16 protein-coding genes and 2 tRNA genes are annotated in these 19,680 nt (G+C 34.0%); 10 read left to right on the plus strand and 8 right to left on the minus strand.

Annotated features, from left to right (window positions below):
• Positions 1-73 precede the first annotated feature (73 nt).
• The gene (locus J7574_RS05340; protein ID WP_290965295.1) at positions 74-2,137 is read left to right on the plus strand and encodes a M3 family metallopeptidase; all 2,064 of its coding nucleotides are present in this window, start codon (positions 74-76) and stop codon (positions 2,135-2,137) included.
• A gap of 61 nt (positions 2,138-2,198) precedes the next feature.
• Here J7574_RS05340 and tsf read toward each other — a convergent pair whose 3' ends face one another.
• From tsf to rplM, 4 genes are all read right to left on the minus strand, one after another.
• Positions 2,199-3,161 carry a translation elongation factor Ts gene (gene tsf / locus J7574_RS05345; protein ID WP_290965298.1) on the minus strand — a complete coding sequence of 321 codons (963 nt, stop codon included), beginning with the start codon at positions 3,159-3,161 and terminating at the stop codon, positions 2,199-2,201.
• Positions 3,162-3,301: 140 nt separating this feature from the next.
• Positions 3,302-4,072 (minus strand): 30S ribosomal protein S2, encoded by a 771-nt coding sequence (rpsB, locus tag J7574_RS05350; protein ID WP_008466790.1) that lies wholly within the window; start codon positions 4,070-4,072, stop codon positions 3,302-3,304.
• A 176-nt stretch (positions 4,073-4,248) separates the two neighbouring features.
• Positions 4,249-4,635, minus strand: a complete 387-nt coding sequence (gene rpsI, locus J7574_RS05355) for a 30S ribosomal protein S9 (RefSeq protein ID WP_025572268.1) — start codon at positions 4,633-4,635, stop codon at positions 4,249-4,251.
• A complete protein-coding gene (gene rplM / locus J7574_RS05360; protein WP_095927953.1) occupies positions 4,635-5,090 on the minus strand; it encodes a 50S ribosomal protein L13 in 456 nt (151 codons plus the stop codon). Before rplM ends, rpsI begins: the two co-directional genes overlap by 1 nt.
• Positions 5,091-5,459: 369 nt before the next feature.
• Here rplM and J7574_RS05365 point away from each other — a divergent pair, with 369 nt between their 5' ends.
• Entirely contained in the window at positions 5,460-6,485 is a 1,026-nt protein-coding gene (locus J7574_RS05365; RefSeq protein WP_290965312.1) for a LacI family DNA-binding transcriptional regulator, read from the plus strand.
• A 114-nt stretch (positions 6,486-6,599) separates the two neighbouring features.
• On the opposite strand, the gene polA is transcribed toward J7574_RS05365, so the two are convergent.
• Positions 6,600-9,437, minus strand: coding sequence for a DNA polymerase I (polA, locus tag J7574_RS05370; protein WP_290965315.1), 2,838 nt, complete (start codon positions 9,435-9,437; stop codon positions 6,600-6,602).
• A gap of 323 nt (positions 9,438-9,760) precedes the next feature.
• Here polA and J7574_RS05375 point away from each other — a divergent pair, with 323 nt between their 5' ends.
• The 6 genes from J7574_RS05375 (at position 9,761) to J7574_RS05400 (ending at position 14,272) form a co-directional block, all read left to right on the plus strand.
• A complete protein-coding gene (locus J7574_RS05375) occupies positions 9,761-10,003 on the plus strand; it encodes a hypothetical protein (protein ID WP_290965318.1) in 243 nt (80 codons plus the stop codon).
• Between the two features lie 188 nt (positions 10,004-10,191).
• On the plus strand, positions 10,192-10,866 hold the full coding sequence (locus tag J7574_RS05380; protein WP_290965321.1) for a response regulator transcription factor: 675 nt from the start codon (positions 10,192-10,194) through the stop codon (positions 10,864-10,866).
• 10 nt (positions 10,867-10,876) lie between these two features.
• Positions 10,877-12,205 carry a cell wall metabolism sensor histidine kinase WalK gene (locus J7574_RS05385; protein ID WP_290965324.1) on the plus strand — a complete coding sequence of 443 codons (1,329 nt, stop codon included), beginning with the start codon at positions 10,877-10,879 and terminating at the stop codon, positions 12,203-12,205.
• 104 nt (positions 12,206-12,309) lie between these two features.
• Positions 12,310-12,495 carry a hypothetical protein gene (locus J7574_RS05390; protein WP_290965327.1) on the plus strand — a complete coding sequence of 62 codons (186 nt, stop codon included), beginning with the start codon at positions 12,310-12,312 and terminating at the stop codon, positions 12,493-12,495.
• A 165-nt stretch (positions 12,496-12,660) separates the two neighbouring features.
• The gene (locus tag J7574_RS05395) at positions 12,661-13,896 is read left to right on the plus strand and encodes a metallophosphoesterase (protein ID WP_290965330.1); all 1,236 of its coding nucleotides are present in this window, start codon (positions 12,661-12,663) and stop codon (positions 13,894-13,896) included.
• 73 nt (positions 13,897-13,969) lie between these two features.
• Entirely contained in the window at positions 13,970-14,272 is a 303-nt protein-coding gene (locus J7574_RS05400) for a co-chaperone YbbN (RefSeq protein WP_008466807.1), read from the plus strand.
• A 23-nt stretch (positions 14,273-14,295) separates the two neighbouring features.
• Here the strand turns inward: J7574_RS05400 and J7574_RS05405 are convergent, their stop codons facing one another.
• The gene (locus tag J7574_RS05405) at positions 14,296-14,937 is read right to left on the minus strand and encodes a polysaccharide deacetylase family protein (RefSeq protein ID WP_290965332.1); all 642 of its coding nucleotides are present in this window, start codon (positions 14,935-14,937) and stop codon (positions 14,296-14,298) included.
• A gap of 100 nt (positions 14,938-15,037) precedes the next feature.
• Positions 15,038-18,316 (minus strand): DUF2723 domain-containing protein, encoded by a 3,279-nt coding sequence (locus tag J7574_RS05410; RefSeq protein ID WP_290965335.1) that lies wholly within the window; start codon positions 18,314-18,316, stop codon positions 15,038-15,040.
• 246 nt (positions 18,317-18,562) lie between these two features.
• Here J7574_RS05410 and J7574_RS05415 point away from each other — a divergent pair.
• A tRNA-Gln gene (locus tag J7574_RS05415) sits at positions 18,563-18,633 on the plus strand.
• Positions 18,634-18,741: 108 nt separating this feature from the next.
• Positions 18,742-18,812 (plus strand) — tRNA-Gln (locus J7574_RS05420).
• Between the two features lie 59 nt (positions 18,813-18,871).
• Here the strand turns inward: J7574_RS05420 and J7574_RS05425 are convergent.
• The gene (locus J7574_RS05425) at positions 18,872-19,678 is read right to left on the minus strand and encodes an AraC family transcriptional regulator (protein WP_290965338.1); all 807 of its coding nucleotides are present in this window, start codon (positions 19,676-19,678) and stop codon (positions 18,872-18,874) included.
• Between the last annotated feature and the right edge of the window lie 2 nt (positions 19,679-19,680).

The raw sequence follows: 19,680 nt of genomic DNA on the forward strand, positions 1-19,680 counted from the left end.
ATTGGTTAATTTTGAGATTCTGTTGCATTTTTTGTTAGTCAGATTTTGTGCAGAATTAATTAATGTATTTGTTATGAAAACACCAATAGAATTAGATAATCCGTTGTTAAAAGAGTGGACAGGACCTTATGGAGGCGTTCCGGATTTTACGGCATATAAAGTTTCAGATTTTAAGCCTGCAATAGAATTTGCTATTCAGGAAAAATTAGAGGAGATAGAAGCAATATCAAATAATTCAGAAAAACCGACTTTTGAAAACACCATTAAAGCTTTGGAACTTTCTGGCGAAAAATTAGATCGAATTCATGCAGTTTATGGTATTTATAGATCAAATCTGAGTACTCCTGAGTTTAATGTAGTTGATACCGAAATGTCACCAAAATTAGCTGAGATCAATGATAAGTTATATCAAAATGAGAAATTGTTTTCTAGAATTGAAGCTTTATACAAATCGGAAGAAAAAAAGAATTTGACTAAAGAACAGCAGCGTTTGCTTTGGTTGTATTATACCGATTTTGTGAGAGAAGGAGCAGAGCTCAATGAAAAAGACAAAGTTAGAGTTGCGGAGATAAACCAGGAACTGGCTGGACTTTTTACTGCTTTTAGCCAAAAATTACTGGCAGAAGAAAATAGTCAGTATATAGAATTAAAAATAGAAACTGATTTTGACGGTTTGCCTGAGGAGTTCAAAAATGCTGCTATTGCCGAAGCTAAAGAAAGAAATCTAAATGTTTTGGGATGCATCGGAAATACAAGATCTTCAATCGAGCCATTTTTAACCTTTTCTAATCAAAGAGATTTAAGAGAAAAAGCTTTTGATCTTTTTGTAAAACGAGGCGATAATAAAAATGAAAATGATACCAATGAAACTCTTGTTTCTATTTTGAAATTAAGAGCAGAAAAAGCGAAAATTTTAGGTTTTACTAATTTTGCGGAATGGAGTTTATCTAATAAAATGGCTAAAGATCCGCAGAAAACACTCGAATTAATGAATTCGGTATGGAAACCGGCTGTAGAAAAAGTAAAAAATGATGTTGCTGCTATGCAGGAAATGGTAAATAATGAAGGTGGAAACTTTAAAATACAGCCTTGGGATTATCGTTTTTATACCGAAAAAGTGCGTAAAGCAAAGTATGATTTAGATCAAAATGAAATCAAGCAATATCTGCAGCTGGAAAATTTACGTGAAGGAATGTTCTGGACAGCGGGCGAATTATTTAATTTAGGTTTCAAGCAATTGTCAGATGTTCCTGTTTATCATCCTGATGTTCGTGTTTGGGAAGTCAATAATAAAAATACTGGAGAACCAATTGGTTTATGGTATTTTGACCCGTACGCGCGTGTTGGCAAGCGTTCTGGAGCGTGGATGAATTCGCATAGAGATCAGCAGAAAATAAAAGGAAACGTACTTCCAATTGTATCGAATAATTGCAATTTTATTAAAGGAAATAGCGATGAACCCGTTTTAATTTCTTGGGATGATGCGACCACTTTATTTCATGAATTTGGGCACGCCCTGCACGGATTATGTTCAAATGTTACGTATCCAAGCCTTTCAGGAACTTCTGTAGCTAGAGATTATGTAGAATTTCCTTCGCAATTGTTAGAGCATTGGCTAGCTACTCCAGAGGTTTTAAATAAGTTTGCGCTTCATTATAAAACAAACGAACCTTTATCTCAGTCACTAGTGGAAAGAATCGGAAAAGCAGCCAATTTTAATGAGGGATTTGCAACTGTAGAAACAATTTCAAGTTCGTTTGTCGATATGAAATTGCATTTAACAACTGACACAATCGATCCGGATGCTTTTGAAAAGAAAGTTTTAAGCGAAATTAATATGCCGTCTGAAATTGTAATGCGACACAGGATTCCGCAGTTTGCTCATATTTTTTCTAGTGATGGATATGCAGCGGGATATTACAGCTATTTGTGGGCAGATGTGATTAATGCAGATGCTTATGAGGCTTTTCTGGAAGCTGGCGGACCATTTGATAAAAATGTTTCTGAACGTCTTTATAAAACAGTTTTAAGCGTTGGAAATACTATAGATAACGAAGAAATGTATGAGAATTTTAGAGGTCACGCTCCGCAATCGGATGCACTGATGCGAGCGAGAAACTTTCCTGTTGAAAGCTAAGATGCAATAAAAAAGCCCGAATAACTAAATATTCGGGCTTTTTAATATTGAAAATAATATATTAACCTAAAGTAACTCTTTTGAAACCTGTAATTTCAACATTGAATCCTTTAACATAATCACCAACTTTTTTACTGTCATCTTTGATGAAGTTTTGATCAAGTAAAGCTTTTTCTTGATCTAAAGTAGTGTTGTCAGAAATGAAACGTTGAACTTTTCCTGGAAGAATTTTGTCCCAGATTTGCTCTGGTTTTCCTTCAGCTTTTAATTCAGCTTTAGCATCTTCTTCTGCTTGTTTGATAACTTCTGGAGTTAATTGAGAGAAAGAGATGTATTTAGGAACATTTTTTAAAGTTTTTCCTAAACGTTTTGCTTCTTCATTGTCTTTTTCGATTACAGCAATACGAGCAGCAAGTTCAGATTCTACGAAAGCTGGATCAAAATCTTTGTAAGATAATGTGTCAGCACCCATAGAAGCAACTTGCATAGAGATATCTTTTGTTAAAGCTTCAGCATTAGCAACTGGAGCAGAAATTGCAGTTAAAGCAGCAATTTTATTAACGTGAACATAAGATCCAACGTAAGCACCTTCTAAAATTTCGAAACCACCGATTTCGATTTTTTCACCGATAACTCCAGTTTGCTCGATTAATTTCTCAGCAACTGTAATTCCGTTGAAATCAGAAGCTAATAATTCTTCTTTAGAAGAGAAATTGATAGCTCTTTCAACTAAATCTTTAGCTAAAGTTACGAAAGCTTCATTTTTACCTACGAAGTCAGTTTCACAGTTTAAAGTGATGATAGCTCCTTTAGTGTGGTCAGCATTGATAAAAGAAACAGCAGCTCCTTCAGAAGACTCACGGTCAGAACGGTTAGCAGCAACTTTTTGTCCTTTTTCTCTAAGGATTTGGATCGCTTTATCGAAATCTCCTTCAGCTTCAATTAAAGCTTTTTTACAGTCCATCATTCCGGCACCTGTAGATTGTCTTAATTTATTTACGTCTGCAGCAGTAATTGTTGACATAATATTTTGAATTTTTTAATGTTAAAAGTAAAAAATTCCATCTTTTAAATCCCAAAATCCAATTTTAATAAATTATCAACATAACGTTTTTAATTTTATTTTGGACTTTGGAATTTAAAATTTGGAATTTAAAATTTGATTTATTCTTCAGTTTCAGTTGCAGGAGCAGCTTCAGCCTCAACAGCAGGAGCTTCTTCAGCAGCTTCAACTTCTTTCTCAGCACCTCTGTCAGAAAGACCTTCGATTACTGCAGTAGTCACTAAAGATAAAATTTTGTCAATTGATTTAGAAGCGTCATCATTTGCAGGAATCACGTAATCAACCTCTCTTGGGTCAGAATTCGTATCAACCATTGCGAAAACTGGAATGTTTAATTTTTGAGCTTCTTTTATTGCGATGTGTTCAGCTTTGATATCTACTACGAACAATGCTGCAGGTAGTCTAGACATATCAGCAATTGAACCTAAGTTTTTCTCTAATTTAGCACGTAGACGATCAACTTGTAAACGCTCTTTTTTAGATAAAGTGTTGAAAGTACCATCTTTCTTCATTTTATCTATAGAAGACATTTTTTTAACTGCCTTTCTGATAGTTACGAAGTTAGTCAACATTCCACCTGGCCATCTTTCAGTGATGTAAGGCATGTTTGCAGCTTTTGCTTTATCAGCAACGATGTCTTTTGCTTGTTTTTTGGTAGCTACGAATAAGATTTTTCTACCTGATGCAGCGATTTTTTTCAAAGCTTCATTAGCTTCTTCGATTTTAGCTGCAGTTTTATATAGATTGATAATGTGAATACCATTACGCTCCATATAAATGTAAGGAGCCATGTTTGGATCCCATTTTCTAGTCATGTGTCCGAAGTGAACACCTGCTTCTAGTAATTCTTTTACTTCTATTTTGTTTGCCATTTTTGTACTAGTTTACGTTCTGTTGATTAGCAATGTATGAATGGCGATTTCTCTGGCTTCATGCATTTAGATGCTAAACTATATCCTACCTCGATAGGAGAGCAACAATAACTGTGTTTTTTAATTTCAATAAATAATTGATAATGTCTTGTCCCATCTGAACAAGACAGGTAATATTAACGTTTAGAGAATTGGAATCTCTTACGAGCTTTCTTCTGACCGAATTTCTTACGTTCAACCATTCTAGGGTCTCTTGTTAATAAACCTTCTGGTTTAAGGATTCCTCTGTTTTCAGCGTTAACTTCACACATTACGCGTGCTAATGCCATTCTTACAGCTTCTGCTTGACCAGTTGTACCACCTCCGTAAACGTTTACTTTTACGTCAAAGTTACTAGCGTTTTCTGTCATAGAAAGCGGTTGTAAAACTTTGTATTGTAAAGTTGCAGTTGGAAAGTAAGTTGCGAATTCTTTTTTGTTTACAGTGATGTTTCCAGTTCCTTCAGAAACATATACACGTGCAACAGCGGTTTTTCTTCTACCGATTTTGTGAATAACTCCCATTACTTAAGATCATTTAGGTTAACAGTTCTAGGTTTTTGAGCTCCGTGAGTGTGCTCAGATCCTACAACAACATTTAGATTTCTAAAAAGTTCAGCTCCTAATTTGTTTTTAGGTAACATACCTTTTACAGCTTTTTCTACTAATAATGCAGGGTTTTTAGCTTGCAATACTTTAGCAGTTAAAGTTCTTTGTCCTCCTGGGTAACCTGTATGACGCATGTAAATTTTGTCATTCAATTTTGTACCTGTAAGGTTAATTTTTTCTGAGTTGATAACAATTACGTTATCTCCACAGTCAACGTGAGGTGTGTAACTTGGCTTGTACTTACCTCTTAAGATCATAGCAACCTTAGAAGCAAGACGTCCTAAGTTATGACCTTCAGCGTCAACAACAATCCACTCTTTAGTTACAGTGGCTTTACTTGCTGAAACTGTTTTGTAGCTTAATGCGTCCATAATATTATTTTAATTAAACATTCCATCCCCAATAAAGGGGATGCAAAAGTACAATTAATTATTTTAAAACCAAATACCTGAAAGAATATTTTATCTGCTGAAAATCAGGGTTTCAGTTTTTTAATTGAAACATTAAAAAATGAGGTTTGATTTATGGGATGCAAAAGCCTTCTTAAATACTGCAATTTTTATGCAAAAATATTGTTTATAAAGCATATAGAAGAATTTAAAAACTAGATTTCAGAAAAAACATTATCGTTGCTGGCTTTCTTTGGAAAAGGCTTGATAATTTTAAATACTGATAGGTGTTTTTTGTTTTATTTTAGGTAATTCTACTATATTTGTATTAATTACATAAAATTCAATTGGATGAAAGCTAAAGCAACTCTAAAACAAATTGCTAAGGAACTGGGAGTTTCTGTTTCGACTGTGTCTAAAGCGTTGAATGACAGTCCAGAAATTAGTGAACAAACCAAGGTGAAGATTAAAGAGTATGCCAAACTCAAAAATTATAAGCCGAATGTTATTGGTTTGAATCTTAAGAATCGTAAAACAAAAACGATCGGGGTAATTATTCCTAATATTCTAAATTCTTTCTTTGCGAAAGTTTTTAGCGGTATTGAGAAAGTTGCAGATAAAAAAGGATATAATGTAATTACTTGTATCTCGAACGAATCTTTAGAAAAAGAAATTCACACGCTTGAAATGCTGAGCAACGGAACTATCGACGGATTTATCCTTTCGGTTTCTGAAGAAGCGCAAAAACTTCAAGATTATAACCATTTCTCTGAAATAATTAACGACGGTACACCAATTGTAATGTTCGACCGTATTGCAGATGAAGTAGATTGTGATAAAGTTGTGGTAGACGATTTTGATTCGGCATTAAACTCAACACAGCATTTAATTAATTTAGGATGCAAAAACATTGCGCTTATTTCTTCTGTAGATAATTTAAGTGTTGGAAAATTGAGAGCAGATGGATATTTGAAAGCTTTAAAAGACAATAATATTCCGGTAAACGAAAAAATTATTCTTCGCACCGATTCTGAAGATGATATGAAAGCTAGAATTGATTCAATTTTCGACAATAAAATTGACGGGATTTTTGCTTTGGACGAAAATGATTCGGTTGCAGCTTTAAGAGTTAGTTTGAAAAAAGGCTACAGAGTTCCAGAAGATATTTCGATTATTGGTTTTGCAGACGGTATTTTAGCTTCAAGACGTTTATCGCCAAGTTTGACTACAGTAAGTCAGCACGGAGTTGAAATTGGAGAAGTAGCTGCCAAAAGATTAATCGAAAGGTTAGAAGAGCCAGAAGGAACAATTTCAGAATACGAAACAATCGTAATCAAAACAAAATTGAAAGAAAGAGAATCTACTCGAAAAAAATAATAATTAAACAAAAAACCATCAGCTGAAACTGATGGTTTTTTTTATGAATGATATTCAGATTGTTTAAAGTTTTGCGAAAATCTAAAATCAACAATCTGAAATCTAAAATTATAATTAATGTGCTTCTAGCCAATCTTTACCTAAACCAAGTTCCACTTCTAAAGGAACCGACATTTTAAATGCATTTTCCATTTCGTGTTTAATCATAGGTTGGATTTTTTCGAGTTCATCATTGTGAACATCGAACACAAGCTCATCATGTACTTGAAGCAGCATTTTAGATTTCCAGTTTTCGTCACGAAGTTTTTTATGAATGTTGATCATTGCAATTTTAATCACATCGGCAGCACTTCCTTGAATTGGCGCATTTACAGCATTTCGTTCGGCAGCACTTCTTACCACAGCATTGGCAGAGTTAATATCTTTTAAATAACGGCGACGGCCTAAAATAGTTTGTACATAACCTTTTTCGCGAGCAAATTCAATTTGTTCTGAAATGTACGATTTAAGACGTGGATATGTTTTGTAATAAGCATCGATCAAAGCAGCGCTTTCGCTTCTAGAAAGTGAAGTCTGGTTGCTTAGACCAAAAGCAGAAACACCATAGATAATTCCGAAGTTTACTGTTTTGGCATTGCTTCTTTGTTCTCTAGAAACTTCTTCGAGTGCAACATCGAAAACTTTTGCAGCAGTAGATCTGTGAATGTCTTCTCCGTTTTGGAAAGCAGCAATCATATTTTCCTCACCACTTAATGCGGCAATAATTCGTAACTCAATTTGAGAATAATCGGCAGAGATTAAAGTATGGTTTTCGTCGCGTGCCACAAAAGCTTTACGAATCTGGCGTCCTCTTTCGGTACGAATCGGGATATTCTGCAAGTTCGGATTATTAGAGCTCAAACGGCCCGTTGCGGCAACAGCCTGCATATAATCGGTATGAACGCGTAAAGTCTTTTTGTCAACCTGTTCTGGCAAAGCCAAAATATAAGTGCTTTGGAGTTTTACCATTTGGCGCCAATCCAAAATCTCTTTTACAATTGGGTTGTCATTTGCCAAATAAGTCAAAACTTCCTCGCCAGTTGCATATTGGCCTGTTTTGGTTTTCTTTTGTTTTGCTCCACCAATTTTAAGTTTTTCAAATAAAATATCGCCTAATTGTTTTGGAGAAGCAAGATTGAATTTCTCTCCAGCTGTTTCGTAGATTTTTTGTTCCAAAGATTTGATTTCAACATCCATTTCTTTAGACATATTTTTTAAGAAATCAACATCTAAACCAATACCTTCCATTTCCATATCGGCTAAAACGCTTACTAATGGAATTTCGATATCGTCAAATAACTTTTTAGTCCCGGTTTCGTCTAGTTGCGTTGTAAAGATTTCTTTTAACTGTAAAGTAACATCGGCATCTTCGGCAGCATATTCTTTAATATCTTCCAAAGGAACATCGCGCATATTAAGCTGATTTTTCCCTTTTTTACCAATTAAAGTTTCAATAGATTTTGGAGAATATTTTAAATACGTTTCTGCCAAAATATCCATATTGTGACGCATATCTGGATTAATCAGATAATGAGCGATCATCGTATCAAAAAGTTTTCCTTTTACGGTAACGCCATAATTAGAAAGGATTTTTAAATCGTATTTTAGGTTTTGTCCAATTTTCTCGATGTTTTCATTTTCAAAAAACGGAACAAATTTTTCAATCAAAACTTTTGCTTCTTCTTGATTTTCTGGAAACGGAACATAAAATGCTTTTCCTTTTTCGTAAGAGAAAGACATTCCGACCAATTCTGCATGAAGCGCATCGATTCCTGTGGTTTCAGTATCGAAACAAACTGCAGGCTGCTTCTGTAAATTTTGTAACAATAATTTAATCCCTAAATCGCCTTGAATCGTCTGATACGAATGTTCGGTATTTTCTAAAGTATTGTAGAAAGAAGTTCTAGGAGCGTCTGTTTCTTCATCTGATGTAGCGCTTCCAAAAAGATCAAATTGGTCTTCGTTTTTAGCGGCAGCTTTCTTAGCTGGCTTAGGGCTGGCTTCTGGAGCTGGTGACTGTGCGCCGTCTGTTCTAAATAAATTGTCAAATTGTTCTGCCATTCTTCTGAATTCTAATTCTTGAAAAATAGCATCTGTTTTTTCGATATCTGGGCGAGAAAGCTCATAATCTTCTTCATTAAAAGTAACATCACAATCTGTAATGATTGCTGCTAATTTTTTAGAAAGAATTCCTTTGTCTTTATTGGCTTCGATATTTTCTTTCATTTTGCCTTTTAGCAAATGGGTATTTTCCAAAAGGTTTTCCATTGTTCCAAATTCTTTCAGGAACTTTTTAGCGGTAACTTCTCCAACCCCTGGTAATCCCGGAATATTATCGATAGCGTCACCCATCATTCCCAGAAAATCGATTACTTGTTCTGGCCTTTCAATTTCAAATTTGGCCAAAACTTCAGGAACGCCCCAAATTTCGATTCCGTTACCCATACGGGCAGGTTTGTAGATGAAAATGTTTTCAGAAACCAATTGCGCAAAATCCTTATCTGGAGTTACCATATAGACTTTGTAGTTTTGTTTTTCTGCCTGTTTTGCGATTGTTCCAATTAAGTCATCGGCTTCACAACCTGCAAGTTCAATAATTGGAATATGCATGGCTTTAAGCAGCTCCTGAATATAGGGAACGGCAATTTTAATCGCTTCTGGGGTTGCATCACGATTGGCTTTATATTCTGCGAACATTTCGGTTCTTACATGGCTTCCTTCTTTATCGAAAGCAACGGCCAAATGATCTGGTTTTTCTCTTTTAATAACATCCAAAAGTGAGTTCATAAAACCCATAATTGCAGATGTATCCATTCCTTTTGAGTTGATTCTCGGGTTTTTAATAAAAGCATAATAACCGCGAAAAATTAATGCATAAGCATCTAGAAGAAAAAGGCGTTTTTGAGTTGACATATTAAAAATATTAGTCTGTAAAAATAAACAATTGGGTTTTAAAAAACGATTTGGTTTTCGAAAATTAATTTTTTTGAACCATATAAGTTATATAAGTTCATTTTAGTAGAGGCGCACCGCTGTGCGTCTCCTCGTTACCATAATAATGCTGTAAAAAACAAAATAATTAAATGAACTTATATAGCTTATATGGTTCAAAAACCACAAAGCGTTAATATCAAGTTAAAATTTTCTATTGAGCGATTTCTTCATTTTTGCTTCATTTTGTGAGGGTAATTTTGATCTGTAAACTAAAAATTATTAATTCATAAAAAATAGAAATCATGAGAAATTTATTAATGTTACTAGTGGCAGTTTTAGGAACAAGTGCAATGGTTCACGCATTTCCAGCAAAAGACGGAAAAGACACTCCAGCAAAAGAAGTGAAAGCAACTAAACATCCTAAACACAAATCTGATAAAAAAGCAAAAACAGCAAAAACAGAAGCTCCAAAGACAGAAGCAGCGAAACCTGCTCCTGTGAAATCGGAAGCTGCTAAACCAGAAACTGCAAAAGCTAAAAAATAAGAATTGCTCTTGTTTTGTTTTCGGAATATTGTAACGAAAGCAAAACAGGAATAATGATTATGAGAATGCGATTGAAGAAGGCTGATGAAGAAATTTGTCAGCTTTTTTTCATTAGTTAATTTTTTAATAATGCGCTACTCAATTTTTGATAATTCACTAATTTTAATTGCGCTTAAATGTTAAGGCTTATGAATGTTTTAATTGTTGAAGATAATAAAGAACTTGCTGTAGAAGTTTATGACTTTTTATGCAACGCAGGTTATATTTGTAAAATTGCACATAATTGTGCCGATGCTCTAGAAGAGCTGATAAGCAATGATTATGATGTTATGCTTCTAGATCTTGGTTTGCCGGACGGTGATGGTTTTGAGGTTTTGCAAGCGATTAGAAAAACAAAATCGAAAATTGCGGTAATTGTGCTTACTGCCAGAGGAGAATTGGATGACAGGATTAACGGACTTCATTTAGGTGCAGACGATTATTTGACAAAACCTTTTGCTTTGACGGAATTGGCGGCGAGAATATTTGCTGTAGTTCGAAGAATTCACGGTTTTACTTTAAACAATTTAAGCATTCATGGTTTTTTACTGCAACTTCAGGATTATAAAGTAAGTTTTAGCGATCAGCCTATTAACCTAACCAAGAAAGAATTTGATATCTTTCAGTATTTGGTTTTAAATAAAAACCGCGTCATTACAAGATTACAATTAACAGAACATATTTGGGGAGATATTCTCGAGGTGAACTCAGATTCTAATTTTATAGATGTGCATGTTCGCAATCTCAGAAAAAAACTGGACAAACACACTTCTATAGATTGGTTCGAAACTGTTCGAAATGTAGGTTATCGTATAAACGAATAAAACGATTCTTGTGAAAATAAAACACCAATTAGCCATTTTTAACGCATTGACCAGATTGCTGGTCATTTTGATTTTATGGCTAATGCTTCCTATTTTGGTAGAAAATGTAGTTTACCATCATATCAATAATACTTTATTAGAGAAAAAGAAGAAATTTATCGAACATCTGAATCAAGAGGAGATAAATGACTTTATAGAAAATCCAGGCGATTCAACCGAAACTTTTTCGGAGTTTTCAACCCTGCATAGTGAGTTTTTAGTGCTGTCTCGAGTGCCTATACAGCCACATCAGAAAAAAACAACTTTCAGTAACGAATATCGAAAAATAGAAGGAGAAGAAAGCGAATATAGAATCTTGCAGCATCATTTTACGTATGAGCATCAAGATTACCAGCTTGAAATTGGAAGCAGTTTGAGTGAGGTTAACGATTTGACTTTTGTGATTAAGCTCTTCATTATAATTGTTTTTGTGGTGATTCTTTTTATGACCTTTTTGGCCGATACTTTTTATATCGAATATCTTTTAAAACCCTTTTACAAAATTATCGACACTAAAATAAGGCGTGTAAACGAACCCGAAACATTTGATCATACTCCTATAAAAGCAGCGTCAAGAGACTTTAGAGAATTGGATTTTGTTTTAAACCAAATGATGGATCGAATTGCTGAAGTTTTCAAAAAAGAAAAACAATTCATCTCAAATGTTTCCCATGAACTTTTAACGCCAATTGCGCTTCTTAAAAATAAGCTTGAAAACTTGCTCCAAAACGAGTCTTTGGATGATAATGCAGTAGATAAAATTGCAGGTTCGCTTAGAACGCTGGACATGCTAAAAAAAATCATTAACAACTTATTGCTGATTTCTAGAATAGATAATAATCAATATGAGGCAAATGAAGAGATTAATCTTCAAGAAATCGTTTCTGACTTGCAGGAAGATCTGCAAGATCGTATTGAGGATAAAGAAATTCAGTTTGAAAATAGAATGTACAACAGCTTTGTTTTTACAGGAAACAAAACCTTGATTCATATCCTGATTTATAATTTGGTAACCAATGCCATAAAATATAATAAACCGAAAGGGAGAATTGTTGTTGAAGATGGTTTTGACCAGCAGCATTATTTTATTTCGGTAAAAGATTCGGGAATTGGAATGGACGAATCACAGCTTGAGAAAATATTTAGCCGTTTTGCCAGAATCAGTTCAGATCAAGAAGGGCAAGGGCTGGGACTTGCAATTGCAAAAAGTATTGCCTCTTTTCATCACATAGATATTACTGTTGAATCTAAACTAGGAGAGGGCACTGCTTTCAAATTATGGTTTCAAAAAGCCAATTAAAAGTTAAAATTCGCTGTAAGACTTTTTCTTCATTTTGTCTTCATTTTACGATGATACCTTTGACTTGTAAATAATGAAAATAACAATCATAAAAATTTAAAATCATGAAAAAATTAGCAATTTTAGCAGTAGCAGTTTTAGGAACATTTGCAATGGCAAACGCACAAACAACTCCAGCACCAGCAAAAAAAGAAGCAAAAACTGAAAAACACGATAAAAAAGCAGACAAAAAAGCTAAAGGTGATAAAAAAGCAGAAGCTGCAAAACCAGAAGCTCCAAAAGCAAAATAAAACGAGATTTTAAGTCTTAAGATTAAATAGTTTTAAAAGGTTGGTAGGTTAAAGCTGAAAGAAGCCATTCTTTCAGCTTTTTTATTTTTTACAGCGTTAAATTTTTTATAATAAAAAGAAATAGAATTTTCATTCTTTGTTACTTTGTTTAAAACTATAAATTAAATGATCTTTCGTTTCATAATACTATGCGCTCTTTTTTTATTTATTGAGTTCTATTCCTACCAGGCTTTTCGAACTTTAATCAAAACTCGTTGGGTTTTGATTGGTTACCAAGTGATTAGCTTACTGGTTTTAATCTTTATTATTTATTCTTTTTCGCAAGTTGACCGTTCTGTTGGTCAGACTAGGCAATTTATGTTTACTACTGGTTTAATGTTGGTGGTTTATGTGCCTAAAATTGTACTTACCTTAATAATGTTTGGAGAAGATATTATTAGGATAGGTGCCAGTATACTGAATTATTTTGTGTACAACGCACCGCGAAAGGAAATGATGCCAGATCGAAGAAAATTTGTAAGTCAGATTGCTTTAGGTTTGGCGGCGATACCGTTTCTTTCAATTATTTACGGAATTTTTGAAGGAAAATATAATTTCAAAGTCATCAAACAGACCATATTTTTTCCAGATCTTCCAGATGCTTTTGACGGATTTAAAATTACTCAGATTTCAGATGTTCATAGCGGGAGTTTTGATAATCCAGAAAAAATCAATTATGCTATTGATCTGATTAATGCGCAAGAAGCCGATTTGATTTTATTTACAGGAGATATTGTAAATACGCACGCCAAAGAAATGCATCCTTGGCTGGAAACTTTCAATCGTATAAAGAGTTATAAATATGGTAAGTTTTCGGTTTTAGGAAATCATGATTATGGCGAATATGTGACTTGGCCATCAGAAAAAGCAAAAGAGGAAAACTTTCAGGAGATAAAAAGGCTTTACGATCAAATTGGTTTTAAACTTTTGCTGAATGAACACACTTATATTGAGAAAGGCGATGATAAAATCGCTTTGATTGGTGTAGAAAATTGGGGTGTAAATTTTAAGAAAGCGGGTGATTTAAATAAAGCTTCTGAAAATGTACATCAAGATGATTTTAAAATTTTAATGAGCCACGACCCAAGCCATTGGGAAGCTGAAATTAAAGAACACCCGAAGAATTTCCATTTGACATTTGCGGGTCATACGCATGGTATGCAGTTCGGAATCGAAATTCCAGGGTATTTTAAATGGAGTCTGGCGCAATATATTTATAAACAATGGGCAGGATTGTACGAAAACGTTGGAAGATACGTTTATGTTAACCGCGGATTTGGTTTTCATGCTTATCCGGGACGAGTTGGAATTATGCCTGAAATAACAGTAATTGAACTAAAAAAAGGCCGTAATGTCGCTTAATTCGTTAAAAATGCTACATTTGTATAATATTTATTTCTTTTAAGAGATTTAAAAAACTTAAATTTTTGGTTTTATGTCAAAATTTGGAGAATTAATAAATGCTCAAGTTCCAGTGTTAATTGACTTTTACACAGATTGGAATGAATCTTCAGTTTCTATGCATCCTGTTATTAAGGACGTAGCAGCTGCGCTTGGCGATAAAGCCAAAGTAATCAAAATAGACGTAGATAAAAATCAGGAACTAGCCGAAGCGCTTCGTATTAAAGGACTTCCAACTTTAATGATTTATAAAGAAGGACAAATGATCTGGAGGCAATCTGGTGAGCTTGATGCCAATACTATAATCGGAATTGTTCAGGAACAATTTAACGTCTAAATAACTTCTTTTGTTGATGTTATTTAGTGAATAATGTCAAACTTATATCCGTTTTCTTTTAAAAAATGCAGTGTTCTAGGCAAGGCAAATCGTAAATTTGGTGAAGCCTTAATACTGTCATGAAATACAATTACGCTTCCTGATTTTACATTCTTTGTTACGTTTTCAAGACATTTTTCTGGTGTAATGCTTTGATCAAAATCGGCACTTAAAACATCCCACATAACAATTTTATAGCCTAGACTTCTCAAGATTTTAGACTGTGCTTTTTTGATTTTTCCGTAAGGAGGACGGAATAATAAACGGTGAGGGGCTTTTTCCTGCTCGTCTAAAATGGCGGCGCAGTTTTGTACATTTTCGATATATTCATTCGTATGGCTTTTCCATCCGTTTACATGGTTCATGGTATGGTTGCCAATAGAATGACCATCGGTAATTAACTTTTCAAACAAAGCGAGGTTTGCTTTAATGTTTTTTCCAATACAAAAGAAAGTTGCTTTTGCATCAAATTTTTTTAATTCAGATAAAACCCAATCCGTAATTTCTGGAGTTGGGCCATCATCAAAAGTGAGGTATATTTTCTTCTCGTTGTTAGGAATGTCCCAGCAATATTTAGAAAATACCTTTTTGATAAATGCGTTAGTTTTTACCCAATAGAAGCTCATTTTGAATTAAAATTGTATTATATGCATAAAATTAAAAAATGCAGCGCTATTTATCAAACAGCGCTGCATTTTTTTAATAAGTAAGATTTTCGTATATTATTTATTCTTTTTCACGTCCAAAACGCTCAAAAACATTTACGTAAGTATTGAATGTAGTTTTGTGCTGGTTGTAAAAAGCAGTGTCTTTATTAGCATCCATAACATGCAACAAACTTCTATAGCGCTCAATATCAGTAATGATGTCTACTGCTAAATCTGTTTGATCAGAAGGAGGCAATGTGCTGTAATAGTTTAAGTTCTCTTTGTACTTCTGAACCAACTTGTTTAAAAGATCTTGTGCTTTGGCTTTTTCGCCAACTTTGTAATAGCCGTCTCCAAAAGCCTCAACCAACGAATAATACCCATATTGGTCTAAAGGCATTTTAGTCATCGCTAAATTGATTACATTTTTAGCTTTGTCAATTTTGCCCTCTTCAATAAGCTGATTCATTAATCTTGAAAGATTAGTGCGGTATGTAATACTGTTTCTTCTAGTCTCAGGATCGTGGTAAATATTTCCATTGCTATTTCCCCAATCCCATTTCATTACAATGTCGTACATTTTATCAGCATCAATTTGTCCCATGTCTAATGGTCCGCCATCTTTAGAAGGAGTATTTTTAACTGGAACCAATTTGTAAACCATTCCATCCAACTGCAGATAATCTTTTAACCATAAATAGTCTTCATCATCAAAAGCACCGCCACTAAAGTAAATTGGTCTTTTCCAATTGTTATTAGCTAAAATGTCAAGCATCATTAAACGGTTTTTGTATAATGCGCTTCCTTTGATATCAATATCTAAATAAGGAACAATAGAATCGTAGTATTTAGGATTAACTACTTTGTTTTGAATAATTACATTTTTATCTACATTGACTCTAATCTTATTTGTTGGATAGAAATGGATTGTTTGTCCGTTTTGTAAACCAACAGTCGATTTAGGATTTTTAATGAAATCGATAAAATCTTTAATATTCCAGCGTGTATCGATTTTTTGGATGTAAGCGGTGTAGTCCAAATTATCTCCAACATATTGGCTATGTACAAAAGAAATAGGCAACGGATTAGACTCATAAGACTTCGCTTTCATTTGATCGATGTACCAATCTGTCATAAATAAACTCGTATTTACAATCTTGACATCGGTTCTGAAATGTTCGATTTCTTGAGCATACCAAAGCGGGAAGGTGTCGTTATCTCCAATGGTAAACAAAATAGCATCTTTATCGCAAGAACTTAAATACGCTTTTGCCATTGCAACAGCTGTATATCTTCCAGATCTGTCGTGATCGTCCCAGTTTTGAGAAGCCATTAAAACAGGTGCAGCCAATAAGCTTCCGGCAATAATTACTGGTCCGGCAATTTTTGGAGCCAAGTATTTCTGTAAGCTTTCATAGAGCGAATAAACTCCAAATCCGATCCAGATGGCAAAGACATAAAACGAACCTACAAGGGCATAATCTCTTTCACGCGGCTCAAAAGGTCTTTCGTTCAAATATATTTTTAGTGCAATTCCGGTGAATAAAAATAGAGCTAAAAGAACGTAGAAGCTCTTTAAGTCTTTGTTGGCGTGGTACATTATACCAATCAATCCTAAAATAAACGGAAGGAAATAATACGCATTACGTCCTTTATTGTTTAAGACATCAGAAGGTAAATTATCTTGAGAGCCTAAATGAACAGAGTCTAAAGGTTTAATTCCGCTAATCCAGTTTCCGTCTAGATTATCGTATTTACCTTGAACATCGTTTTGGCGTCCAACAAAATTCCACATTAAATATCTCCAGTACATATATCCAAATTGGTATTCGAACATAAAACTAAAGTTGTCTGCTGTAGAAGGTTTTTCAATAAGTAAATACTCGCCGTAACTTCTTAAGAATTTTACGTAACCTTCATTGTCAATTTGTTTTTGAGCATAAGCTTTTCTGAATTCAGAAACTGTTTTTTCAACCTCATTACGCAATTGAGCGGTAGCTTTATTGTATTCCTCTTCGCTCAATTGACTAGCATCGATTCCGTATTTTGCCAAATCATCATCATAATTATAATTAGGATTGATTCGGAATTTCGGAGGATTCGTAAAGTTGATATAGTTTTGAATGTGAGCTGTTTCTGTACTCCACATTCTTGGCAGAATCGCTTTCTGGTTGTCATCAGAATTTTGTTCTGCATTTTTATAGTTATTGGTAATAATGTATTTACCAGTTTTATAATCTCTTTCGTAGTTTGGTTTTTTGTCTAAATAAGGTGTTTTAGCATCAAGACCAGCAAAAAGTTCAGTGTATTGAGGACCATAAAATAAAGGGTTCACACCATATTGCTCACGATTATAGTAAGCCAAAACCTCAGTAGCATCTGATGGTTTGTTTTCGTTAATAACGGTATTGGCATTAGCACGCACAGGCAGCATCAACCAAGTTGAGAAACCAATCAGAATGAATAAAATACACAATATAATAGTGTTGTAAAATATTAAACCTTTTTGTTTGGTGTATTTTAATCCGAAATAGAAAAACGCAACAAATACTAAAGCAACAAAGATAGTTCCTGAGTTAAACGGAAGTCCCATGCTGTTTACCATGAAAATTTCGGTTTTTCCGAAAAATGCCATAGTAAGAGGAAGAAGCAATTTGAAAATGAATAATAATATTCCAACAACTACAACATTAGCAATAATAAAGTTTTTGATTGTAACTTTTTCGTAGTGTTTGAAATAGTATAAAAATCCGATAGATGGAATAGTTAAAAGGGCCATGAAGTGAACTCCAAACGAAAGGCCAACAACCAAAGAAATGATTAAAAGCCATTTGTTTCCTTTTGGTTTATCCATGTCTTGTTCCCAACGTAATCCAAGCCAGAAAAGTAAAGCAATTAATAACGAAGCCATTGCATAAACTTCGGCTTCTACTGCGTTGAACCAAAAACTATCAGAAAATGTATAGGCTAAAGCGCCCACAAATGAACTTCCTAAAATAGCAATCGAATTGTTTTGGTCAATTTCAGTAAAACGAGCTACAATCTTTTTCAAAATCATAGAAGAGGACCAGAACATAAATAATATGGTAAAGGCGCTAGAGAAAACAGACATCATGTTAACCATAACAGCCACGTGCTGAGCATCTATAGCAAACATTGCAAAAAATGCACCCATCATCTGGAAAAGCGGAGCTCCTGGTGGGTGACCTACTTCAAGTTTGGCTGCGGTAGCAATATATTCTCCGCAATCCCAAAAGCTCATTGTAGGTTCAACTGTTAATGTATAAGTTATTAAAGCGATTGCAAATGCAAACCAACCAATAATTGTATTCCATTTATTGAAATTGAATTGTGCCATATTTAGGTGTTAAAAATTTGAATGTTTTTCTATCCTACAAAGAAAATGTTTTTTTACGTAAAGAAACGAGCATTAACAAAAAATTCTATAAAACTGTAACTTGAAAGTAATACATTGGCTATGAGGTGTTTTTGTTTCGGAAGCTGATTTTAATGTGAAAAAAATCAAAAAAAATGATTTTTTTTGCTCAAAAAGTTTGCACAAACTAAATAAAGACTTAAATTTGCACTCGCTTAACCGCACTGCTGGTCTATGGTGTAATGGTAACACTACGGTTTTTGGTGCCGTCTTTCTAGGTTCGAGTCCTAGTAGACCAACAGAAAAGTCTCTCAGAAATGAGAGACTTTTTTTATTTAAAAAAGTTTCATTTAAAATTTGCATAAATTAAATAAAGTTTTAATTTTGCACCCGCTTAACCGCACTGCTGGTCTATGGTGTAATGGTAACACTACGGTTTTTGGTGCCGTCTTTCTAGGTTCGAGTCCTAGTAGACCAACAGAAAAGCCTCTCAGAAATGAGAGGCTTTTTTTATGGTGTAAATTTAAGGTGAGTTTTTTATTTGTGATTTAAAGAAGAAGGGACGATTCCGAATTTCTTTTTGAATGAAAATGAAAAATGCGAAAGATCTTCAAAACCAACTCCAATATAGACTTCTGATGGAGGATTTCCTTGACTGATTAAATAATAAGCTTCCTGAAGGCGTTTGTTTAAAAGCCATTTTCCAGGTGTTTGCTGAAATATTTTTTGAAAGTCTCTTTTAAATGTGGCTAAACTTCTTCCTGTAAGATAGGCAAATCGATGCATTTGAACATTAAAATGGAAGTTTTTATTCATGAATGCTTCCAAATCAATTTTACCTGGTTCGTTAAAGTCAAACAAAATGTCTTTTAGTTCTGGATTTACTTTTAATAAAAGATGAATGGCTTCCTTGATTTTTAAATTAAATAAAGCTTCGTTGTTTTCTTCTTCGACTTCGAGATAAGAAAGTAACGATTTCATGAAAGATTTGTAAAGTGGGTTAGGAGCCAATGAAAACATAGCTTCTGAATCTGATTTTTTATCCGATTTCAGATTGTATTCTTTACTAATTTCTCTTAAAATTTCCTGATCGAGAAAAAGCGAAATGGTTTTGAATTCTCCTCCTTCTGGCGGAATTTTGGTAAACTTTGCCAGATGGTTTCTTCTGCTAAAACGAAAATCTCCAGCTTTAGAGTGAAAGGTGTTTTTGCTGTCTGAGACTATCATTTCGCCAGAAATCTGATAGCTGAAAACATGTTCGGGTATAAAATGTTCGCCCTCACGACTACGAGAGTAATAGCATGAGTAAAGAATTTTGGGCTTAGTGTTTGGTTTTGGGCTCATAT

Origin of the sequence: Flavobacterium sp., from assembly GCF_017744675.1 — a bacterium.
Taxonomy (GTDB): Bacteria; Bacteroidota; Bacteroidia; order Flavobacteriales; family Flavobacteriaceae; genus Flavobacterium.

What these genes read in the sequence shown, in the direction of transcription:
- J7574_RS05340 (WP_290965295.1), top strand. Translation starts at nt 74, where the DNA reads ATGAAAACACCAATAGAATTAGATAATCCGTTGTTAAAAGAGTGGACA.
- tsf (WP_290965298.1), bottom strand. Translation starts at nt 3,161, where the DNA reads ATGTCAACAATTACTGCTGCAGACGTAAATAAATTAAGACAATCTACA.
- rpsB (WP_008466790.1), bottom strand. Translation starts at nt 4,072, where the DNA reads ATGGCAAACAAAATAGAAGTAAAAGAATTACTAGAAGCAGGTGTTCAC.
- rpsI (WP_025572268.1), bottom strand. Translation starts at nt 4,635, where the DNA reads ATGGGAGTTATTCACAAAATCGGTAGAAGAAAAACCGCTGTTGCACGT.
- rplM (WP_095927953.1), bottom strand. Translation starts at nt 5,090, where the DNA reads ATGGACGCATTAAGCTACAAAACAGTTTCAGCAAGTAAAGCCACTGTA.
- J7574_RS05365 (WP_290965312.1), top strand. Translation starts at nt 5,460, where the DNA reads ATGAAAGCTAAAGCAACTCTAAAACAAATTGCTAAGGAACTGGGAGTT.
- polA (WP_290965315.1), bottom strand. Translation starts at nt 9,437, where the DNA reads ATGTCAACTCAAAAACGCCTTTTTCTTCTAGATGCTTATGCATTAATT.
- J7574_RS05375 (WP_290965318.1), top strand. Translation starts at nt 9,761, where the DNA reads ATGAGAAATTTATTAATGTTACTAGTGGCAGTTTTAGGAACAAGTGCA.
- J7574_RS05380 (WP_290965321.1), top strand. Translation starts at nt 10,192, where the DNA reads ATGAATGTTTTAATTGTTGAAGATAATAAAGAACTTGCTGTAGAAGTT.
- J7574_RS05390 (WP_290965327.1), top strand. Translation starts at nt 12,310, where the DNA reads ATGAAAAAATTAGCAATTTTAGCAGTAGCAGTTTTAGGAACATTTGCA.
- J7574_RS05395 (WP_290965330.1), top strand. Translation starts at nt 12,661, where the DNA reads ATGATCTTTCGTTTCATAATACTATGCGCTCTTTTTTTATTTATTGAG.
- J7574_RS05400 (WP_008466807.1), top strand. Translation starts at nt 13,970, where the DNA reads ATGTCAAAATTTGGAGAATTAATAAATGCTCAAGTTCCAGTGTTAATT.
- J7574_RS05405 (WP_290965332.1), bottom strand. Translation starts at nt 14,937, where the DNA reads ATGAGCTTCTATTGGGTAAAAACTAACGCATTTATCAAAAAGGTATTT.
- J7574_RS05410 (WP_290965335.1), bottom strand. Translation starts at nt 18,316, where the DNA reads ATGGCACAATTCAATTTCAATAAATGGAATACAATTATTGGTTGGTTT.
- J7574_RS05425 (WP_290965338.1), bottom strand. Translation starts at nt 19,678, where the DNA reads ATGAGCCCAAAACCAAACACTAAGCCCAAAATTCTTTACTCATGCTAT.